This window comes from Acidovorax sp. 69, from assembly GCF_002797445.1.
Taxonomy (GTDB): Bacteria; Pseudomonadota; Gammaproteobacteria; order Burkholderiales; family Burkholderiaceae_C; genus Acidovorax.
Genome location: NZ_PGEP01000001.1, coordinates 2,450,100 through 2,463,525 on the forward strand (window position 1 = coordinate 2,450,100; position 13,426 = coordinate 2,463,525).

The 13,426-nt window shown below is 64.2% G+C and carries 10 protein-coding genes and 1 pseudogene; 5 read left to right on the forward strand and 6 right to left on the reverse strand.

What is annotated here, in order from left to right; all coding sequences use genetic code 11:
- Window positions 1-73: 73 nt before the first annotated feature.
- On the forward strand, window positions 74-1,012 hold the full coding sequence (locus tag CLU85_RS11250) for a LysR family transcriptional regulator (protein WP_100410336.1): 939 nt from the start codon (window positions 74-76) through the stop codon (window positions 1,010-1,012).
- 120 nt (window positions 1,013-1,132) lie between these two features.
- The gene (locus CLU85_RS11255; RefSeq protein ID WP_100410337.1) at window positions 1,133-2,422 is read left to right on the forward strand and encodes a M20/M25/M40 family metallo-hydrolase; all 1,290 of its coding nucleotides are present in this window, start codon (window positions 1,133-1,135) and stop codon (window positions 2,420-2,422) included.
- A gap of 72 nt (window positions 2,423-2,494) precedes the next feature.
- On the opposite strand, the gene CLU85_RS11260 is transcribed toward CLU85_RS11255, so the two are convergent.
- The 4 genes from CLU85_RS11260 to CLU85_RS11275 all read right to left on the reverse strand — a co-directional run bounded on the left by CLU85_RS11260 (window position 2,495) and on the right by CLU85_RS11275 (window position 6,189).
- Window positions 2,495-3,454, reverse strand: a complete 960-nt coding sequence (locus tag CLU85_RS11260; RefSeq protein ID WP_100410338.1) for a 2-hydroxyacid dehydrogenase — start codon at window positions 3,452-3,454, stop codon at window positions 2,495-2,497.
- 206 nt (window positions 3,455-3,660) lie between these two features.
- Window positions 3,661-4,119, reverse strand: a complete 459-nt coding sequence (locus CLU85_RS11265) for a nuclear transport factor 2 family protein (protein WP_100412490.1) — start codon at window positions 4,117-4,119, stop codon at window positions 3,661-3,663.
- A 139-nt stretch (window positions 4,120-4,258) separates the two neighbouring features.
- Window positions 4,259-5,170 carry a 5-dehydro-4-deoxyglucarate dehydratase gene (gene kdgD, locus CLU85_RS11270; protein WP_100410339.1) on the reverse strand — a complete coding sequence of 304 codons (912 nt, stop codon included), beginning with the start codon at window positions 5,168-5,170 and terminating at the stop codon, window positions 4,259-4,261.
- A 47-nt stretch (window positions 5,171-5,217) separates the two neighbouring features.
- Complete coding sequence (locus CLU85_RS11275) at window positions 5,218-6,189, reverse strand: tripartite tricarboxylate transporter substrate binding protein (RefSeq protein WP_100410340.1); 972 nt, start codon at window positions 6,187-6,189, stop codon at window positions 5,218-5,220.
- A 419-nt stretch (window positions 6,190-6,608) separates the two neighbouring features.
- Here CLU85_RS11275 and CLU85_RS11280 point away from each other — a divergent pair, with 419 nt between their 5' ends.
- On the forward strand, window positions 6,609-7,658 hold the full coding sequence (locus CLU85_RS11280; RefSeq protein ID WP_369858313.1) for a lactonase family protein: 1,050 nt from the start codon (window positions 6,609-6,611) through the stop codon (window positions 7,656-7,658).
- A 71-nt stretch (window positions 7,659-7,729) separates the two neighbouring features.
- Window positions 7,730-8,722 (forward strand): tripartite tricarboxylate transporter substrate binding protein, encoded by a 993-nt coding sequence (locus CLU85_RS11285; RefSeq protein ID WP_100410342.1) that lies wholly within the window; start codon window positions 7,730-7,732, stop codon window positions 8,720-8,722.
- An 83-nt stretch (window positions 8,723-8,805) separates the two neighbouring features.
- Here CLU85_RS11285 and CLU85_RS11290 read toward each other — a convergent pair whose 3' ends face one another.
- Window positions 8,806-9,105: a helix-turn-helix transcriptional regulator gene (locus tag CLU85_RS11290; RefSeq protein WP_100410343.1), complete on the reverse strand. Its 300-nt coding sequence runs from the start codon at window positions 9,103-9,105 to the stop codon at window positions 8,806-8,808.
- 1,274 nt (window positions 9,106-10,379) lie between these two features.
- On the opposite strand from CLU85_RS11290, the pseudogene CLU85_RS23355 reads away from it, so the two are divergent.
- Window positions 10,380-10,715: pseudogene (locus CLU85_RS23355) on the forward strand (sel1 repeat family protein); the annotation flags it as partial.
- Between the two features lie 853 nt (window positions 10,716-11,568).
- Here CLU85_RS23355 and CLU85_RS11300 read toward each other — a convergent pair.
- A complete protein-coding gene (locus CLU85_RS11300; RefSeq protein WP_100410344.1) occupies window positions 11,569-13,413 on the reverse strand; it encodes an ABC transporter ATP-binding protein in 1,845 nt (614 codons plus the stop codon).
- Between the last annotated feature and the right edge of the window lie 13 nt (window positions 13,414-13,426).

The following is a 13,426-nucleotide window of genomic DNA, read 5'->3' on the forward strand; positions in this document are numbered from 1 at the left end:
AAGGCACCGATGGTCGCGCGGGCTCGTTTATTATTCAAATGAAAGTTTTAGATGATCAACTTGAAAATTAATAATGAACCAGTCCATTCTGGAAGTGCGCCACCTGCGCACGCTGGTGGCCTTGCGCGACAGCGGCAGCTTGGTGCGGGCCGCGCAGTTGCTCAACCTCACGCAGTCGGCGCTGTCGCACCAGATCAAGCTGCTGGAAGACCGCTACGGCCAGCCGCTGTTCGAGCGCAAATCGGTGCCGCCGCAGTTCACCGCCGTGGGCGAGCGGCTGCTGGCGCTGGCCGATGGAGTGCTGCCCCAGGTGGAAGGGGCCGAGCGCGATATCGCCCGCTTTGTGCTGGGGCAGGGAGGGCAGATGCGCATTGCGGTGGAATGCCACACCTGCTTTGACTGGCTCATGCCCGCGATGGACGCCTTTCGCACCCGCTGGCCCGAGGTGGAGCTGGACATCGTGAGCGGCTTTCATGCCGACCCGGTGGGCCTGCTGCACCAGGGCCGGGCCGACGTGGCCATCGTGTCGGAGGTGGATGCGGACGAGGCGGGCGTGGACTACCACGCGCTGTTTGGCTTTGAGATCCGCGCGTTGCTGGCCAACACGCACCCGCTGGTAGCCAAGCCGCACTTGGCGGCAGATGACTTTGCCGACCAGACCATCATCACCTACCCCGTGCCCGACGAGATGCTCGATTTGATCCGCCAGGTGCTGGAGCCCGCTGGTGTGCGCCCCCCGCGCCGCACCACCGAGCTCACGGTTGCCATGCTGCAGCTGGTGGCCAGCGGGCGCGGCGTGGCGGCGCTGCCGCTGTGGGCGGTGCAGAGTTATCTGGACCGGGGGTATGTCACAGCCCGGCCGATTGCTGTGGGGCCTGGCTCGAAGGGCTTGCGGGGTGAGCTGCACGCCGCAAGCCTGCCGGGCCTGTCGGCCAAGCCGTATCTGCAAGACTTTGTGCAGGTGACGCGGGACACGAGTTTTGTGACGCTGAAGGGCGTGGAGCTGTTGTAACGGTGGTCGGGTTTGGGGTGAATGTTGTAGAACGGTTGGCTCATGAAATTGGCATTTCATGCACCCCATAATGTCCATGCACGCCACCCCTCGCTTTGTTCTTTTTTGCACTATTGCCTCATGCCATACCAGCCCACCACCCCGTCTGTGATTCGTCCCCTCATGGTCGCCATGGCCATGGCCTTCACGCTGGCCACGGCCCAGGCCGCACCTGTGGCCGATGTGCATGCATTGGCCCAGAAAGAGCAGCAGCCGCTGCTCGATACCCTGCGCGACCTGGTGCACATCGAGTCGGGCAGCAAGGACATCGAGGGGCTCAATCAGATTGCTGAGCGCATTGCCAGCCAACTCAAGCAACTGGGCGGTGCGGTGGAGGTGCTGCAGACCAGCGATGTCTACCGCCTGGACGACACGCCCGAGAAGGTGGGCCCGGCCGTGCAGGCGGTGTTCAAGGGCACGGGCAGCCAAAAGATCATGCTGATTGCGCACATGGACACGGTGTACCTCAAGGGCATGCTCAAGGCCCAGCCGTTCCGCATTGAGGGCAACAGGGCCTATGGCCTGGGCATTTCGGACGACAAGCAGGGCATTGCGCTCATCCTCCACACTGTGGCGGTGCTGCAAAAGCTCAACTTCAAGGACTACGGCACCCTCACTGTGCTGATCAATGGCGACGAAGAGATCAGCTCGCCCGGCTGGCGCAGCACCATCACCCGCGTCGCTGCCGAGCAGGATGTGGTGTTTTCCTTTGAAGGCGGCGGTACCGATGGCACCTTGCGCCTTGCCACCAGCGGCATCGGCGCGGCCTACCTCACGGTGCAGGGCAAGGCATCGCACGCCGGTGCCAAACCAGAAGACGGCGTCAATGCGCTGTACGAGCTGTCGCACCAGTTGCTGCAGATGAAGGACTTGTCTAAAACCGACGAGGGACTCAAGCTCAACTGGACCGTGTCCAAAGCTGGCACCAACCGCAACGTGATCCCGGCCGAAGCCACGGCCCAGGCCGATGCGCGTGCCCTCAAGGTGGCTGACTTTGACGGGCTTGAAAAAGCGCTGCAGGAGAAGATCAAGACCAAGTTGCTGCCTGGCTCCAAGGTGGATGCGAAGTTCGAGGTGCGCCGTCCGCCGCTGGAGGCCAGCGAGGCATCACGCCGCGTGGCGGGCTACGGCAAGGTCATCTACCAGGAGCTGGGCCTGCCGCTCTCTGTGGTGGAAAAAGCCACAGGCGGCGGTACCGATGCCGCTTTCGCGGCCCTTAAGACCAAGGGAGCAGTGGTCGAGGGGATGGGGTTGTCGGGCTATGGAGCCCACTCCAACGATGCCGAGTACGTGCAGATCAACACCATCGTGCCGCGCCTTTACTTGGCTACGCGCATGGTGATGGACATCTCCAAAGGTGTATTGAAGTAATCGGGACGACGCGTTCCCGGTGGCGCGCCCTTTTCTGTCCCCGCTGGCGTATGCCAGTCGGTATTTTTCGCTTCAGTGGGTTGGAACGGGTGCGCGCAAGGTGCCCGTGGCGAAGAAGGATTCCAGGTTTTCCAACACCAGGTCGGCCATCGCGCGGCGGGTTTCGTGGGTGGCGCTAGCGGTGTGTGGGGTGAGAACCGCGTTGTCGAGTTCCATCAGTGCGGCGGGCACTTGCGGCTCGTTCTCGAACACGTCGAGACCGGCGCCGGCGATACGGCCTTGTTGAAGGGCCTCGACCAGCGCGGCCTCATCGACCACGGTACCGCGTGCCACATTGATCAGGTAGCCCTTGGGCCCCAGGGCATCAAGCACTTCGCGGTTGACCATGTGGTGGGTGGATGCACCACCGGCCACCGTCAGAACCAGGTAGTCGGCCCACTCGGCCAGTGCCAGAAGCGAGTCGAAACGGGGGAGTGTGGTGCCCTTGGCGATGCTGCGGTTGTAGTAGCCCACGTCCATGTGAAAGCCCGTGGCGCGCTCGGCCACCGCCAGGCCGATGCGGCCCATGCCGACGATCCCGAGGCGCTTGCCCGACACGCGCGTGAGCGGAGCGTAGCGGGCCTTGGGCCATTCACCACGGCGCACAAAACGGTCGCTGGCGGCCACGCCGCGCGAGACGTCGAGCATCAGTGCGAACGCCATGTCGGCCACGCAATCGTTGAGCACGTCGGGGGTGTAGCCCACGGGGATGCCGCGCGCATGCGCGGCGGCAACGTCCAGCGAGTCGAAGCCCACGCCGAAGCTGCTGATGACCTGCAGGTTCGCAAGCGCTGCGATCACTTCGCCCTTGAGCCCGATCGAAGCCGACGTGACCACGCCCGTGAAGCTGGCGCCATGCTCGGCCAGGAAAGCCGAAGGGTTGGCCTGGTCGGACAGGCAGACCACGTCGTAGCGGGCGGCCAAGTCGGTCTCCAGGGCGGGAAGTGGCAGGCGGGCGATCTGCAGGATGCGGGGCTGGGGGGCAGTGGTCATTGCAAAGGAGTGGAAGGTGACGCTGCGTGAAGGCGTTGAGGTGGTCGGGGGGGGCGATAAATGTACGTGAGCCGCCATGGGGCCGTGGACCAGGGGCTGTATTTCCGAGGCTGGCGCGCGCTTGCGCCCGTGCCACCGGTGGAGCTGGCTTTGCCAGGCCACCGGCGGCGTCCCTTCAGAGGGGCGGCGCAAAGCGGCTCAGGGGGTCAGGTGCTTACACGCACTGCCTGGCGGGCCAGCAGCTTCCAGTCGCTGCCCTGTTGCTGCCAGACGCCCAGGATCTTGATCTGCACCTTGCCCGGCTTGCCCGAATCGTTGGTGTCGGCCGTCAGGGTGTGGCGCACGATGGCGGTGTTGCCCACGACCTTGATGGTCTGGTCGCTGATGGCGATGGTCACGAAGTCGGACTTGCCTGCGAGCAGGTCACTGATGAAGCTGGACTTGGTGTCCACCTTGCCGCCCGAATGGCCGTAGCTCAGGTCGTCGGCCACAAGCTGGGCCAGCGCGGCCTGCGTCGGGTCGACCATGGCCACGCGCAGGCGCTCGGCGGCGATGGCCACCGATTGCTCGGCTGCGACACCTCCGGCAGGGCTGCTGGACGCGCAGCCTGCAAGCGTGGCAATGGCCAAGGCGGCTGCCGTGGCGAGGACGAATTGCTTGAACATCTTGTCTGTCTCCATTGTTGTGTTTGATGAACCAGGATGGGCGTGCCACGGTGACACGGCCCGTTCGTGCACGGCCGATCGCGTCGCGGGATGTGCCATGGAAAAAGGGGCCTGGTGGATACCAGGCCCCTTGGAGGACTTACTGCGGGCCGAGCTTGTCGATGAGCGCCTTGAGAGCCTCCATCTCTTGGGGCTTCAAGTCCGTCAGCGGCGCACGCACCGGGCCCGCACCATGGCCCACGATGGTGGCGCCCGCCTTGATGATGCTCACGCCATAGCCTTCCACCTTGTTGCGGATGTCCAGGTAGGGCATGAAGAACTCCTTGAGCAGCTTGTGCTGCGTCGCAGTGTCATCAGCGGCCACCGCCTTGTAGAAGTCCATCGCCGTCTTGGGGATGAAGTTGAACACCGCCGACGAATACACCGGCGTGCCCAGCGCCTTGTAGGCCGCTGCATACACCTCGGCCGTCGGCAGGCCACCCAGGTACGAAAAACGGTCACCCATCTTCATGAAGATGGACGACATGGTCTCGATGTTGCCCACGCCGTCCTTGAAACCGATCAGGTTCGGACAACGATCGGCCAGGATGGCCAGCGAATTGGCGGTCAGCTTGGTGCGGTCGCGGTTGTAGACGATGACGCCGAACTTCACGCTATTGCAAACGGCCGCCACATGCTCGATCAGGCCCTCCTGGCCGGCTTCGGTCAGGTAGTGGGGCAACAGCAGGACGCCGTGGGCACCGGCCTTCTCGGCCTCCTGGGCGCACTGGATGGCAAAACGCGTGGGGCCACCGGCACCGGCAATGATGGGCACCTTGCCGCGGCAGGTGTCCACAGCCGTCTTGATGATGGAGGGGTACTCGTCACCGGTGAGCGAGAAGAACTCGCCCGTGCCGCCGGCGGCGAACAGGGCGGTGGCGCCATAAGGGGCCAGCCACTCCAGGCGCTCGGCATAGCCCTTGGCGTTGAAGTCGCCCTGGGCATTGAAGTCGGTGACGGGGAACGAGAGCAGGCCGGAGCCCATGATGGATTTGAGTTCTTGCGGGTTCATGGTGTGAGCGGAGCTAGAGGAATGAAGAAATGGAGGGAAACAGGCGTTCAGTCGAGTTTGATGTTGGCGGCTTTGACCACGCTGGCCCAGCGGGCGCGTTCCTTGGTAAAGAACTGGTCCTGTTCCGTGGAAGTCATGGTCACCACCTCGGCGCCCTGGCCGGCCAGGCGCGAGCGGATGTCGGGAGCGCGGATTGCCGTGATGAGGGCCTTGTTGAGCTTTTGCACCACAGCCTCGGGCGTGCCGCGTGGCAGCAACACACCTTGCCAGGTACCGGATTCATACCCGGCCACGCCCTGCTCGGCGATGGTGGGCACGTTGCCGAGCAGTGGCATACGGGTGGCCTTGGAGACCCCCAGCACCTTGAGCTTGCCGCTCTGCACCTGGGGCAGGGTGGCCAGCATGCCGTTCATGAGCACCTGGGTTTGGCCGGCCACGGTGTCCTGGATGGCAGTGACGCCACCCTTGTAGGGGATGTATTGCCAGCGAGCGCCGCTGGCGCGCTCCAGCGCCACACCGGCCAGGTGGGGCGCGCTGCCCGTGGCCGTCACGGCAAAATTCAGATCGTTCTTTTTGGAGTACGCCACCAGTTCCTGCAGGTTGTTCACCGGCACCGACGGGTGCACCACCAACAGGTGGGGTGAGTAGGCCAGCATGGTCACGCCACGCAGGTCCTTGGACGGATCGAACGACAGCTTGGTATAGACCGAGGGGCTGATCGCCAGCGCGCCCACATCGCACAGCAGCATGGTGTAGCCGTCTGGCTCGGCCTTGGCCACGAAGTCGGCACCCAGGTTGCCATTGGCTCCGGGTTTGTTTTCGACGATGACCGTTTGCTTGAGCGCTTCGGACAGCGACTGGCTGATGGAGCGGGCAATGATGTCCGAGCTGCCTCCTGGAGGGTAGGGCACCACGATGCGCAAGGTCTTGGCTGGCCATTCTGTGGTTTGGGCGGTGGCAGAAGCAGCGGCCAAGGCGGCGGTGCATGCCAGAAGGATGGCGCGGCGGTTCAAGGTCATGGGATATGTCTCCGTGGTCTGATGTTGTTAGTCATCGTACAACAAAGTTGAACCCGATGCAATCGGCAACCCAAAAAATCCGTTAACGAAGGCTCAATCCCAGGGTTTTTACTGAGAATCTGGCGGTGAAATTCGACATTTCACCTATGAAATCACATCGGAGAGAAGCGCATTGACCTCGGGTAATCCCTTTGTGTCACAGCACCAGCTCTGTCGCACAATGGCACGCTTGTTGTATGACAACATATGACGAATGACCCAATACATGAAACGAGCAGGCCTTTGCCTTGATGGCTACAGGCAGCGACAGCAACAAGCTTGGCCGCGCTTCTTCCGTTTGCAACGCAGCCACTACCTGGGGACACCACATGACCATTGAACTTCGCGCCTGCTGCCGAGCCGCTCCCTGGGTACTCTCCATGGGGGTCCTCATGCTGTCGGCGCAAGGGGTGTCGGCGGCTACCTGGGTGTACGTCTCCAATGCCGACAGCCAGGATGTGACGGTGTTGGAGCTGGATCGCAGCGCCGCCATGCTCAGGCCTGTAGAAACCGTGCCCGTTGCGGGAGCCGCCATGCCCATGGCCGTGAGCCCGGACAAAAAGGTGTTGTATGTCGCGCTGCGCTCGCAGCCCTTTCGGGTGGTGAGCCTGGCCATTGACCCGGCCAGCGGCAGGCTGCGCAAGCTGGGCGAGGCCTCGTTGGCCGACAGCATGGCCAATATTGATACCGATGCCACCGGCCGCTGGCTGTTTGCGGCGTCTTACCCCGGCCACAAGATCACAGTCAACAGCATTGGCAAAGACGGCGCAGTGGGCGCTGTGCAGCAGCTCATCCCCACGGCGCCCAATGCGCACGCCATCCATGTTGACGCCAGCAACCGCTACGTGTTTGCCACCAGCCTGGGCGGCGACAACCTTTCCGCCTGGCGGTTTGATGCCGAGACCGGAAAACTTACAGCACACGAGCCCGCGCTCACCCCGGTAGGCCCTGAAAAATCCGGTCCGCGCCATTTTGTCTGGGACCAGGGGCAGCGCTTCATGTATGTGCTCAATGAGCTGGACGCAGCCGTGCATGTGATGGCCTATGACAAGGAGCGTGGTTTGCTGCGCTCTGTGCAGCGCACCACGGCATTGCCTGCAGGGTTCGCTGGCAAGCCCTGGGCCGCTGATCTGCACCTGTCGCCTGATGGGCGCACGCTGTATGCGTCCGAGCGCACCTCCAGCACGCTGAGCAGCTTTCGCGTCGATGCGGCTACCGGTCAGTTGCAGCCCCTGGGCCAGGTGCCCACCGAAAAATCACCGCGCGGTTTTGCGGTGGATGCCTCTGGCCGCTTTCTGATCGCAGCAGGGCAGGAATCGCACCACATCGCGCTGCACCCCATTGACCCGGCCACCGGTCTGCCGGGTGTGCCCACCCGCGTGCCCGTGGGCAAGAACCCCAACTGGGTCGAGATCGTCGATCTGCAGTGACCTGGCAGACCTTCGCGGCACCGGCCCTCACCTTTCACACCACTTTTCATAACACTCAGGAGACAAGCACCATGCAACGCAGAACCCTTCTTCAATCCGCTGCCCTGGTCGCCGCAGGCACGCTGATTGCGCTGCCCGCCATGGCCCAGAGCGCCTGGCCCACGGGCAAGACCATCAGCTACGTGGTGCCCTTTGCGGCCGGCGGAACCACTGACACGCTGGGGCGCCTGATTGGCCAGCAACTGGGCACGGCCCTGGGCACCACCGTGGTGGTCGAAAACAAAGGCGGGGCGGCAGGCAGTATTGGCTCGGAGGCGGCGGCACGCTCCGCTCCCGATGGCTATACGCTGCTGGGCGGCACCGTCAGTTCGCACGCCATCAACATCAGTCTGTATCCCAAGCTCGGCTACGACCCTATCAAGTCCTTCAGCCCCGTCACCCTGATTGGCACCAACCCAGTGGTTCTGGTGGTGTCTGCCAACAGCCCCTACAAGACGCTCAAGGACATATTGGCTGCGGCCAAGGGCAAGCAGGGGGGGCTGTCGTCCGCTTCGGCGGGCACGGGCAGCTCACAACATCTGGCAGTGGAGCTGCTGGCCTACAAGTCGGGTGTGAAGTTCACGCACATCCCCTACAAGGGCAGTGGCCCCGCCATTCAGGATGTGATCAGTGGGCAGGTGGACATGATGTTCGACACCACGGTGGTGGCGGCACCGCACATCCAGAGCGGCAAGCTGCGCGCCATTGCCGTTACGTCGTCCAAGCGCCTGGCATCTATGCCCGATGTCCCCACGGTGGCCGAGTCCGGTGTGGCCGAACTCAAGGACTTTGAAGTGCAGTCGTGGCAAGCCATCTTTGTACCCACCGGTACGCCAACACCGGTGGTCTCCCGTTTGCACGACGAGATCCGCAAGATCCTGGCCCAGCCCGACATGCAGACCCGCCTCAAGGGTTTTGGCATGGAACCCGCCGACATGAACGTGTCCCAGATTGCCACGTTCCAGAAAGCCGAAGTGGACAAATGGGCGCAGGTCATCAAGGCGGCCAACATCAAGGTGGACTGAACGCTCGGGCGACCCCTCTCTCCCTGTAAAGATTGGGCGGAACCGCTTTCGGGCGGTTCTGCCTTTTTTGCCTGTGCCGTATGTCAGGAGCTTGTGGCAGTGCCCGCCGATGTCGTGTGCGGGGCCAACACCCAATCTGGGTGCTGCCCCGTGAGCAGCAGAAACATCGCATACACCGGGCCTTGCATATTGCGCTCATCGGTCATGCTCTCCAGCGCCTGCCAGGTGCGCGACTGCACGCCGCCCCGGCTGCCGGTTTGCAGCGGGTAGCCCATGAGTTCGGCCGCCTGGGCCTGGCTCAGCCCTGCAGCAACACGGGTCGCCTTGAGCTGTTCTCCGGTGGGGATGGGCATATCGAGTGCAAGCGGTGCGGTGGATGTCATGGGGCGCGTGTGAAAACGAAAATGCTATAAATATAGTAGCTGCTTGTGCAATCGCTGCAAGCGCTAGGGCGGGTTTTGATCTAAATTGGCCATCCAGGCCTGGGGTTGCAGCAAGGCTCCGCCCCGCACCGGGCTTTGGCGGACGGAGCGCATGGCGGGGACGCAGCAGGCGCTCATTGTCGCGCGCAAGGCAAAAATTGCCGGCCCCAGTCGCTGTGATGTGCCGGTTCCAGCGTGATCGGTGTGCCCCGTGTTGCGGAGAAAAGCGCCCCGATGAGCGGTTCCCTAGAATCCAGCGACTACACACAACTGGCCACACGCACTGGCTTGGGATGGATGGCATGAGTTACACGGTGCAGCTTTGGCAAAAGCCTGCCGACTGGCCCTGGGCCACCACCAAGGCCGAGGCAGATGCGCAGTTCGAGCGCGTTTTTGAAGGCCCCCTGACCGTACAAAACCCCCAATATCGGGCGTGGGGCAAGGACATGCTTGAGCGCTTCCCCGACACCCTGGACGTTTGGCTCGACGATAAAGATGGCACCACTCAAGACCCTACGCTCGCCTTCGGCCTGAACATCCACTCGCCCGATTGGGATGCTGGCTTTGACCATGCCTGGGCGCGGGCGACCGAGCTCGGCCTGAACCTGTACGACCCCCAAAACGGCGTGCATTACCTGGGCAACGGCGATGTGCCCGGGGAGCCCGACCTGCAGGTCAAGCGAGCCGTTCGCGCACGCAATGCGGGCGACGATGCCACGGCGTGGGCCGAGTACCGGCGCTGGGCAGCGCGCGGCAACCCGCACGCCATGTACACCCTGGGCCGGGCCATGCGCTTTGGGATTTTGAACCAACGCCGGCATTTCGACCTGGCTGCGGCCCTGCAGCAGATGGGTGCCCAGGACGCTCAGGCCAAGGCAGACGCCACAGCTTTTTACGAGCGTTTTCCTGACGCGGCCAAAGAGCGCATCCAGGCGCTGATCAAGCGCCTGGAGCAAGCCCCTGGCGACAAGCTGCTGCAAATCATCGACGACGAGCGGCAGGCAGTGGAAAACACGTTCAACCGCTGCCAGCAACTGGCGCTTTACAGCCGCAAACGCATCGAGGCCAGCGATGGTCTCCAGGCCATTGCCGATTTGGGCCACGAGGTGGCGGCTTACCAGCATGCGCTGGAGTGCGTGATCGGCTGGGAGCAGCCCAACCATGAAACCGCCCGCAGATGGTGCGGCCTGGCTGCCAACTGGGACCATGAGCCCGCCAAGCGCCTGCTGGCCCTGATGCATGAGCGGGGCTGGGGCGGCGCGGTGGACCTGCATCAGGCCCAAAAATGGAACGCCGCTGCGCAAGAGCAACGGCTGCAGACACAGAAACATCAGCAGCGGACAGAAGAAGCCAATTCCCCCGGCGGCTTGAGTCTGGCGCCCCTGGCGCCCCTGGCGCCCCTGGCGCCCCGGGCACATGCGGGCGGCGCACCCGCGTCTGCGGCTGTACCAGTGGTTTGGACAGGATCGGTCACGCGCGACCTGGTGGGTTGGTTCGCGCGCGAGGGCAACCCGCATGCCGCCTATCACCTGGGTCTGTGCGACCAACATGGCCGCGATGGCGGCTCGGTGAACCTGGTGCAGGCCCGTGCCTGGTACGCGCAGGCCGCCGAGGCGGGCCATGCCGACGCCACCTACAACCTCGGGGTGCTCATCGAAGACGGCCAAGGCGGCCCGAAGGACGTGCCGTTGGCCCAGGCTTTGTTCATGCTGTCCAACACCCTCGGCGCCACGCAGCGGGTGGACAAGCTGCGCATTGCGCCCCACGAACAAGCGGCCGTGCGTGCGCTGGTGGCCGCCCTGCGCGAGCCTGGCCGCCTGCAGGCCGTGCTGGTCGAAAGGGGGCTGGTGCCCCACATGGTGGCGGGTGGTAAACCTTCGGCCGTGGCCGGCGCCGTGATGGCGCCTTCAGCTGTTGCAGGGCTCTCCGCGTCGGACTGGGGGCGCACAGGCGGTGCAGCTGCACAGCCCGCGCAGCCTTCTCGGTCTTCCCCCAACGCGGCAAACGCTTCCACGCGCAATCGCAGTCGCAGTCGCACCCCCACCCTCAACGATGCCGAAGAGGACGATGGCGACCTGGTGGATGCAAGGAACCCGGGGCGATCCGGTGGTGGCTTCTCTGTGCACCTGGGGCATGTGGCGCTGGCCGTTGGCGTGGCGAACATGGTGCTGCTCATCGCCTTTTTCAAACCGGGTGCGAGTTTTCGCATGGGCATGTCGGCCCTGGGCCTGGTGGCGGCTTTTGGCGCCTGGCGCACGGCGCGCGACTTGGGCTGTGGTCGCCCCTCGCGCGTACCGCCGTGGCTCTGCTGGCCGCTGTGCCTATGCTGGGCATGGCGGTGTGCCTGGGCCTGCTGTTCAAAGCGGTGCGCGAGCGCGGTTCGGCAGATTGATCGGCTGCGGCGGCCACTGCGTGCCCCGCGCCTCAGTCCTCTTCCGATTCGCCCAAAAAACCGCCGCTCTGGTGCCCCCACAGCCGCGCGTACACACCGCCTTGGCCCAACAGCTGGGCATGCGTGCCTTCTTCGACAATGCGGCCTGCGTCCATCACGATCAGGCGGTCCATGGCAGCGATGGTGGACAGGCGGTGGGCAATGGCGATCACCGTTTTGCCCTGCATCAGCCCGTCCAGGCTTTGCTGGATGGCGGCTTCCACCTCGGAATCGAGCGCGCTGGTGGCTTCGTCGAGCAGCAAGATGGGCGCGTCTTTCAGCATCACGCGGGCAATGGCCACGCGCTGGCGCTGGCCGCCCGACAGCTTCACGCCGCGCTCGCCCACATGCGCTTCGTAGCCGGTGCGGCCCTGCAGGTCGGTCAGGGTGGCGATGAAATCCGAGGCCTCGGCACGTTCGGCCGCAAGGCGGAGGTCTTCCTCGTTCGCATCGGGGCGGCCATACAGGATGTTGTCGCGCATGGAGCGGTGCAGCAGCGACGTGTCTTGCGTGACCATGCCGATGTGGCGGCGCAGGCTGTCTTGCGTCACGTGGGCAATGTCCTGCCCGTCGATCAGGATGCGGCCCGACTGCACGTCGTGAAACCGCAGCAGCAGGTTGACCAGCGTGGACTTGCCCGCGCCCGAGCGGCCGATGAGGCCAATCTTTTCGCCGGGGCGAATGGTCAGGTTGAGCTGGTCGATGACCGTTCGCGCGTGGGGCCCCTGGCCGTAGGCAAACGTCATGTTGTCAAAGCGCACCTCGCCCTGCGTGACCTGCAGCGGCTTGGCATCGGGCGCATCGACCACGGTGCGCGGCCGGGTCAGCGTGTTGATGCCGTCCTGGATGGTGCCCACGCTCTCGAACAGGGTGGTCATCTCCCACATCACCCAGTGGGCGTGGCCCGACACGCGCAGCGTCATGGCCGTGACGGCCGCCACGGCACCGGCACCCACCTCGCTCAGCGACCACAGCCACAGCGCGGTGCCGCAGGCCGACAGGATCATCGCCACCACCAGAATGTGGTTCACGATCTCGAACCGGCTCACCAGCCGCATCTGTGCATAGCCAGTGAGCTTGAAGGCGTCCATGGCCGCGCGCGCAAATTCAGACTCGCGCCGGGTGTGCGAGAACAGCTTGACGGTGGCGATGTTGGTGTAGGCGTCGGTGATGCGCCCCGTCATCACCGAGCGTGCATCGGCCTGTGCCTTGCCCACCTTGCCCAGGCGCGGCACAAAGTACCAGCACGCCAGGCCGTAAGCCACCATCCACCCGGCAAACGGCAGCAGCAGCCGCAGGTCAAACCCGGCCAGCAGCACCAGGATGGTGACCAGGTAGACGCCCATGCCGATCACCACGTCGGTGGTCGTAAAGATCATGTCGCGCACGGCCAGGGCGGTTTGCATGATTTTGGTGGTGATGCGGCCCGCAAACTCGTCGGCGTAGAACGCCATGCTCTGGCCCAGCATCAGCCGGTGAAAGTTCCAGCGCAGGCGCAGCGGGAAGTTGATGGCCAGCACCTGGTGTTTGATGCTGGTCTGCACCGCCACCAGCACGATGGACGCCAGAAGCAGCACGGTGATGCCGATCAGCGCCTCTTGGCGCTCGGCCCACAGGTTGGCCGGGGCAATGGTCGACAGCCAATCGACCACGTGGCCCAGCACCGCAAACAGCAGCGCCTCGTACATGGCAATGGCGGCAGACAGGCCCGCCATGGCGGCCACGTAGCCGCGCAGGCCACGGGTGCCGTCCCACACAAAGGCCATGAAGTCCTTGGGTGGCAGGTGGGGTTCGGCAGGGGGATACGGGGGAAGGCGGCTTTCGAAGAAACGGAACAAAGTCAAAACTCCT